This window comes from Altericroceibacterium xinjiangense (genome assembly GCF_003958635.1).
Lineage (GTDB): Bacteria > Pseudomonadota > Alphaproteobacteria > Sphingomonadales > Sphingomonadaceae > Altericroceibacterium_A > Altericroceibacterium_A xinjiangense.
This window is the reverse complement of the sequence record NZ_RSEK01000036.1, coordinates 1-7491: the sequence shown is the minus strand read 5'-3', so window position 1 is coordinate 7491 and position 7491 is coordinate 1. Positions and strand designations below refer to the sequence as shown.

Genomic DNA, 7491 nt, shown 5'->3' with positions numbered 1-7491 from the left:
GCCGCGGGCGCGAGCCTGCTGTTCCTTCCGCCCTACAGCCCCGACTTCAACCCAATCGAGAAAGCCTTTTCACGGCTTAAGGCAATGCTGCGCAAGGCGGCCGAGCGATCTGTGTCCGGGCTGTGGAGCCTGATCGGCACGCTCGTCGATCTCTTCCAGCCCGATGAGTGCGCCAGCTAATGCGGCTATGAACCAGAATGAACGGAATCTTCGCTAAGGGGCAAAGTACGCCCGACCGGGCCGGAAACGGCCGAAATCGGGCACCACAGCGGGCAAAACAGTCCTACCAAGGTCAGGAAAGCACCGCGACCGCGCGTACCCAGGCCTTCATCGTCCCGTCACGCCGAAATCAGATGGTTCTTCGAGGCGTCCGGTTCTTCGAAGTGTCCAGACGCGCCGGGTCACCACACGCTACGAGAAAACCGCCAGAAACTATCTCGCCGTCGTCACGCTCGCCGCAACCATCCTCTGGCTGTGCTAAGTGTCCACAGGATCTAAAGCGCGATGCAGTTAATCAAATTTACCTGCGCGAGCCGATTTTAGGACCTCTAACACCTTCGCGAAAAAGACGAGCGCAATTACCCCTGCCAGCCCAATGCCAATGTACGAGGCTACTCCGCCAACCTGCAGCCAAAGCAGGAGCATAATGTAGTTGAGCGCCACGGTTGCCATAAAGGAATGCAGAGAATGTTTGCCAACCAAGACAACAGATTCGTACGCTTTACGGTAAGAGACGAACCGTCTCAGCCCCTCGTACCGGAATAGGAGTGTTAATAGCATCACAAAAGTTAGAATTGCATGAAAAAGGCGAACAGGTTGCATCGTGCTTTTATCTGTCGCAGGAACTTCGATAATTCCAGACGAGTGGAGCCGGAATACTATGGCTAAAATGCAATACGCTAATACTAGCAAGCATGTAAGAGACCGTCCTCTCGCCGGCGAGACCGCCACCTGCCTTAACCTTTCATGTAAATTGAAGCGCCCAGCGAGCAAGCCGCCTAGGAAAAAACCTCCCCAAGCAAGCGGGTTGAAAACCCACCTCCCGGTAGACCATGGATTCCCGCCGGGCAGCGAAAATTCGGGAAAGAACTGAGCAACAAGATACGCCCCGATGATCATCAACAACGCAATAGATGAGCTATAGTTAGCAAGCCATACAAATGGAATGGCAACAAGCATCATAAGAACATATACATTCAGAATGTCGAGCAGAGGTAAGTTATATCGCAAAGCTATCGCATCATAAGCCCACCTGTACGGCTGATCGCCGAGACTTTGGAGCTGGAATATTTCCTGAAGGACATGCGGCGCGAATGAGAAGGTGGCCAGTACCAACACGAACAGAACACAGTTCATCGCCAAGAGCATCATTGCGCGGTTGAACAGCGTGGCGCTTATTCGTATTAGGCTAGGTTGATTGCGCACATTAAAATATATGAGCCCGATCAATAATCCTGAAGTCATAAAGAACAATGGTGCCGACGATGAAAATCCCACACTACTTAACGTCGGAATTATTTGACCTGAGTATCCTGCCCGCACAACAAAAGACGAGTAATGATTTAGTATAATTGTAATTAAAGCAAACCCGCGCAAGAAGTCAAGCTGATCAAGTCTTGTGCTTTTCAGCAATGAAACCCCCTGAAATAGGCCAATAGTGGAAGTGAGCGTGTTCGCGCGACGCCAGCTAGCGCATGTGGGCACCTTATACCAAGGTACAATGATCAGTGCCCATGAGCCTCTTGGCCCAACTTGGACAGTCATCTCGGGATATCTGTGTAGTAACAGTACTTTGGGCACGCCGCGAGCGACTGGTGAAGGCCAAGGCAATCGACAAGCTGTTCGCCCGCTTCGCTGCGGCGCTGAAGGATCGGGGTTACCTCGCGATGGGTGGGCAGATCATCGATGCGACCGTCGTGCCAGCGCCGAAGCAGCGGAACACCGAGGAGGAGAAGGCGGAGATCAAAGAGGGCCGCATTCCCGCGAGCTGGAAGGGCAAGCCCGCCAAGGCGCGCCAGAAGGATCGCGACGCCTGTTGGACGGTCAAGTACTCGAAAGCCAAGGTGAAGGAAGGTGCCGACCCCAAGGGCTTCAAGCCCGTAGACCTGGCAATCCCGATGTTCGGTTACAAAAATCACATCGGCATCGATCGCGCACACGGGCTGATCCGTAGCTGGGATGCAAGCCCAGCCAATGCGCACGACGGCGCGCGTCTGTCAGTACTGGTCAGCCGCGAGAACACTGCTTGCGGAGTGTGGGCCGATACGGCTTATCGCTCGAAGAAGAACGAGGCGTTCCTCGCCAAGGGGCTGTTCACCAGCCACTTTCACCAGAAGAAGCCACCGAAGAAGCCGATGCCCGAACGGATTGCGAGAGCCAACGCAAGGCGCTCGGTCGTGCGCTCGGTGGTCGAGCACGTCTTTGCCGGCAGAAGCACCGCATGGCGCTGTTCATCCGCACCATCGGCATTGACCGGGCCCGGATCAAAATCGGGATGGCGAACCTTGCCTACAACTTCCAGCGTCTCGCCTGGCTCGAGAGGAGAAGTGCGCCCGCTTAAGGCGCAAAACGCGCCCGGCCGGGCCGGAAGCGGCCAAAAACGGGCCACACAAAAGCAAAACTGATCCCGCTATCGCAGGGAAGCGCCGCAATCGTCGCCCTTCCAGGCCTGCGCGCGCTCACCAAGGCGGAAATGACGGGTTCTTCGAGGTGTCCAGTTTTCTGGTTGTGCTGATCAGGCCAGCTGTTCGTCGTGGTTGCGCGGCAGCGCGATGCCTGCGGCCTTGAAGACGTTTCCGACCTTGGCCTGTGACATGGTCCGGGTGGTGATAGCTTGCCGTCTTTCTCGATCGTCGCCTGCTGGATGGGGTCGAGGTCATTGAGGAGCGGCTGCCACTCGGGTTTCAGCCCCTTGTCCTCGCACAGGCGGGTCAGTTCCTTGGCGAGGGTCAGGGCAAGGAACGAACAGAACACATGACCGCGGATGGCGGCATCGGACTGGTGGAAGATGGGCCTTGTATCGAAGCTTGCCTTGGCCGCGCGGAACAGGCTCTCGACTTCGAGCAGATCGCGGTAGCGCAGGACCGCCTGCAAGGGTGTGACCTTCGCGTTGTCGAGTTCGCCGCTGGCCATCAGCGCATCCTTGCGTCCCAGGGCCTTGATGGTGCGCTGGCGCACCGTCTTTCCCTCGCGCACGCTCTCGACGAGATAAAGGTAGCGATGCCCCCGGGCGACTCTTTCGACGCCGAACATGGGTTCGTTGGCTAACAATTGCACAACTGGAACGATCCCGCGCCCGCCATGCGCAAATGTTGTCACTACATAGAAATCGCACCAGAACTGCGACCATGCGACATCAATGGGTTACAACCGGCCGTTCTCCACGTGTTCTCAACGCGCTGTTCAAGTCGGGCTTGGCGTCTGCCGATGGACATGATGCGCCAAGGCTGGTCGACGAGCGTGTTCCAGGCGAAGCAGCAGTAGTCGACGATGTCGTCGTAGGATTTGAGGATGCGGTTCGACAGCCATTTGTCGCATGAACTGCCATACATTCTCGACTGAATTGAGCTCCGGGCATCTCGGCGAGTGGCTGGGATCCACATGCTTATCCCCGAGATGTCAGCAAATTCGCGGCATCACATGTGTCTCAGCCGCTCAACCCCTTTCGAAACGGCCTCTCACAACCATGTTGATGGGGAAGTCCGGCTAATATAGGGCTCCGTTTGCAGTTGCAGCATGATCACCCGCCGCGCTCGTTGTCGCCAACTAACCGAAGGCACGACTTTGGTTGTGCCGGGACACAGTGAGCGAGGGGATGGACAACCATTGTGAGGCCATAACGCTTCGCTGCGTCGGCCGGCTTGTATGAGGGAAGTGGGATGAAAGTTGCCGTTTTTGGTCTAGGTTATGTTGGCCTGTCCAACGCCATTCTCCTCGCCCAACACAACGAAGTAGTCGCCGTCGACATCACGCCTGAGCGCGTCGACATGCTTAATGCGCGCAAGTCACCGATCGTCGATGCGGAACTGGAAAATTTTCTCGCGACCCGGTCGCTCAATCTTACGGCCACACTGGATCCGCGTGAGGCACTTAAAGATGCAGACTATGTAATTGTCGCCACACCGACTAACTATGATGTAGACACAAACAAGTTCGACACCTCCTCAGTGGAGGCGGTCATCCAGACCGCAATCGATGTGAACCCGGAAGCCACGGTAGTGATCAAGTCGACGATTCCCGTCGGCTTCGTTGAGGAGGTGCGAACGCGTCTCAGTACCTCCCAGGTCATCTTTAGTCCCGAGTTCTTGCGCGAAGGCAGTGCGCTGCGCGACAATCTTTATCCTTCGCGGATCATCGTAGGCGAGCGCTCGGAGCGGGCGAAAGTTTTTGCCGACTTGCTGGTTCAGGGCGCGGTGAAGAAAGACGTTGAAGTTCTTTTCACCGATTCCAGCGAGGCCGAGGCGGTCAAGCTTTTCGCGAACACCTATTTGGCAATGCGCGTGGCTTTCTTTAACGAGCTAGATAGCTACGCGATCGCCCGGGGCATGGACCCGCGCCAGATCATTACCGGCGTGGGTCTCGATCCCCGCATCGGCAATCACTACAACAACCCAAGTTTCGGCTACGGTGGGTACTGTCTGCCCAAGGACACTAAGCAGCTACTGGCCAACTACTCCGAAGTGCCCCAGAACCTCGTCCGTGCGATCGTTGATGCCAACCGGACTCGCAAGGATTTCCTCGCCGACCAAATTATAGCCCGGCAGCCGAAAAAGGTTGGCGTCTTTCGCCTTGTGATGAAGGCTGGATCCGACAATTTCCGCCAGTCCTCGATTCAGGGAATCATGAAGCGGGTTAAGGCGAAAGGCATCGAGGTTTTGGTCTACGAACCGGCAATGCATGAGGACGAGTTCTTCGGCTCGAAGGTTCTCCGCGATCTCGACGTCTTCAAACGAGAGAGCGATATTATCATCGCTAACCGGCTGACGCCCGAAACAGAAGATGTGCGGGACAAAGTCTTCACGCGCGATCTCTTCGGGTCCGATTGAAGAGATGGGAGCGGCGCTCCTTCGGCTCCGTCACTTTCATCGAGGCGCTGACTGCGCATGTCGCGCTCGGAACGCTCGCGAGGATGGGTGGTGAAGCAGTCGCTTGCGACGTGAGTCGATCAGGAAGAGGAGTGTCTGTGGGTATGTTCACATGATAACATGCCATCTTGTAGGCATGTTATCATGTGGTGCCGAATGTTCAAACTCGGTTGTCGTTGGCCGCGGCCCCTCCACCTGGATAACCGATGCCGTGGATCGAGCGGGCGCCTGTGCTGAGCCGTAACCTGCGCATAGTTCATCCGCTCGAATACAGCCTCGTCGGGCAGGCGAGGCAAGCCAACGGTAGCCAAACACCAAGCGACCACCGCCTAGCACGTGGAAAACAGCGTTCACGATTTCGCGCATCGGCCATTCGCGCCGTTATCCGGTGGAACCAAGCATCGACAGAATAGCCACATCAACCGCTTGCGCGTCGCTGACCTCTTTCGAAATGAACTCTGAAGGGCATGCTTTTTGCCCTGTGGCAGGGGAGTACGTCACTCTACGCCGGTCAGCTGGCGAGTATAAGCAGGCACAGGCGCTGTGAATCGCTGGGCCTTCGGAGGGTCGATCTTGAAGAGGTAGCTTTCCGACCAGATGCGGCCGCCGCCCCACCAAGTAATGCCGAGCAGCACGTCGCGGTTGGCTTTGATATCGGCAATGGCGTCCCTGCCGACAGCCTTGCAGCTTTCAGGGATGCCGTAGCTGGAGCCAAAGCCGCTCTCTGTGATGTAAGCCTTCAGCCCGCGCTTGCGCAGTTGGGCGGCAAAAACGTCAAACTTGCTTTCGGTATATCCACACTCCTTGCTCGTGCCCGAGCCATTCTGGTCGAAGTACCGATGGCCGTTGATGAAGGTGCGCCTGAGGGGGTCTTTTAGCCCGCCCCCACGATCAATCGCGCAGGCCGCGCTCTCGCAGGGCTTCGTGTACGTCGCCGTCACGCCCTCGCTCTTGTCGAAGCGTGTCGTGGCCGACCACCCCGGGTACTCCAGAAGGATGGGATGCCTGATGCCGTGCGCGCGCAGCCCCGCAATGATGAGGTTGCTGTCGCGCAACCATTGTTCCCAATCATTAGTGAGAATCAGATCATCGAAGTTCTTGGGTTCATTCACGAGATCGAGCATCACTGAGCCGTCATCGGGAAAGTGGCGGGCGAAGCTGCTCCAGAATGCGACCATTTGCCCGGGCGGGAGCCAATTGTACGTATGGCTGTCGAGGATCACCGGAACGCCCTTAGAACGCGCATAGTCGGTGAGTGTGCGTAGCTCAGCGATGCGTCCCGGGGTCATCCGGTCAGGTTTGAACGGATAGCGGATCAGCTTAAAGCCAAAGCGGTCAATGTAGTTCTTCAGGTCGTCCAGAGAGGGGCGAACCGCATCGCCTCCGCTCGCCTCCGCGCCTGAGAGGTTGGCTCCGAACAATGGCCCAGTGGCGCACGGCTTTGCGTCCATGGGGGCATAGACATAGCCCTTGCCCTCTCGATAGCCGACGACTTTGAGCTTGGTCGCTCCATCCGTCTCAAAACCCTTGCCGTTCTGGCGGTCAATCCACCGACTGAACTGAGGATGCCGCGAGCCATCGGCCAGAAGGTCTCGCGACATGGGCTTGCGAAGAACGAGCGTATCATCTGCGCAAACTTTGTAGTGCTGCGTAGGATCTGCGCCGATGACGACGTGTTCAGTTTGCGCTGCTGCCGGTGTGGCAAGCAAAGCGAGGGCGGTTACCAACAATCGCGGGAACATCGTGTACGTCCTTGAATAAAACCAATCACACGCATGCAAAGCATACGCTTCCAAAACTTCGCCGAACTTCTTGTGGCGCTCGGCGTCCGGGTGAGGATCGATTATCCAGTGCAGTAGAATATCCATCAGTGATATGAGCGTCACCAACGGAGGCAGATCGTGACCTGCACTGTGAAGATAGGTCCAGTGAAGCGGTTGCAGCCGCTTCTCAGAACCCTCTCGAGCATGACAAGGGAAGCGGACGGAGTGCCGCAGGGCTGTCACTCAGGGGAGAAGAAGTCCGACTCCCTTCCTGAGATATCTTTAAGAGAGTGCCCGTGGATCCGCGCGATCACATCGTTGCATTGAGTGATGATGCCATCTTGGCTGAGGAAGATCGCGTCCACCTAGCTCCAGAAACGACGGCGCAACCCTTGACTGAACCGAGGGTTGGGGTCGAAACACGTTCAACACTTTGACCTCCTGAACTGGAAGGGCACCCATGCAGCCCTCCGCTAATTCCTATGTTTATATAGAAGTGCCCGGCGTCGAATGGTGGCGAACGCTATGTTTTTTAGAGCGGATTTCGCCCGACCTGAATCGCTAGGAATTCCCAAGGGGCTGGTTTTCTGATTCAGAAATCCTGCTGGTGAAGGAGGCCAGCAGAAATGGGTCTTCCTCTCTCG

Annotated in this window: 4 protein-coding genes and 4 pseudogenes; 4 read left to right on the top strand and 4 right to left on the bottom strand. The window is 56.6% G+C overall.

Translation table 11 applies throughout. The annotated features are described in order from the left end of the window. Positions 1–180: transposase (locus ELY13_RS14395; RefSeq protein WP_206436085.1), on the top strand; the 180-nt coding region annotated here is incomplete at its 5' end. Positions 181–388: 208 nt separating this feature from the next. Next, positions 389–481 (top strand): annotated as a pseudogene (locus ELY13_RS14390) (IS5/IS1182 family transposase); the annotation flags it as partial. A 29-nt stretch (positions 482–510) separates the two neighbouring features. Here the strand turns inward: ELY13_RS14390 and opgC are convergent. Next, on the bottom strand, positions 511–1632 hold the full coding sequence (gene opgC, locus ELY13_RS14385; protein ID WP_164549838.1) for an OpgC domain-containing protein: 1122 nt from the start codon (positions 1630–1632) through the stop codon (positions 511–513). A 152-nt stretch (positions 1633–1784) separates the two neighbouring features. On the opposite strand from opgC, the pseudogene ELY13_RS14380 reads away from it, so the two are divergent. After that, positions 1785–2560, top strand: a pseudogene (locus tag ELY13_RS14380) (transposase); the annotation flags it as partial. Positions 2561–2734: 174 nt separating this feature from the next. Here ELY13_RS14380 and ELY13_RS15740 read toward each other — a convergent pair. Together ELY13_RS15740 and ELY13_RS14370 are read right to left on the bottom strand one after the other, a co-directional pair. Beyond that, positions 2735–3111 (bottom strand): annotated as a pseudogene (locus ELY13_RS15740) (IS1634 family transposase); the annotation flags it as partial. A 302-nt stretch (positions 3112–3413) separates the two neighbouring features. After that, positions 3414–3582 (bottom strand): annotated as a pseudogene (locus ELY13_RS14370) (IS630 family transposase); the annotation flags it as partial. A gap of 296 nt (positions 3583–3878) precedes the next feature. Here ELY13_RS14370 and ELY13_RS14365 point away from each other — a divergent pair. Next, positions 3879–5045, top strand: coding sequence for a nucleotide sugar dehydrogenase (locus ELY13_RS14365; RefSeq protein ID WP_126174588.1), 1167 nt, complete (start codon positions 3879–3881; stop codon positions 5043–5045). A 536-nt stretch (positions 5046–5581) separates the two neighbouring features. On the opposite strand, the gene ELY13_RS14360 is transcribed toward ELY13_RS14365, so the two are convergent. Then, on the bottom strand, positions 5582–6952 hold the full coding sequence (locus ELY13_RS14360; RefSeq protein WP_126174587.1) for a cellulase family glycosylhydrolase: 1371 nt from the start codon (positions 6950–6952) through the stop codon (positions 5582–5584). Positions 6953–7491 lie beyond the last annotated feature (539 nt).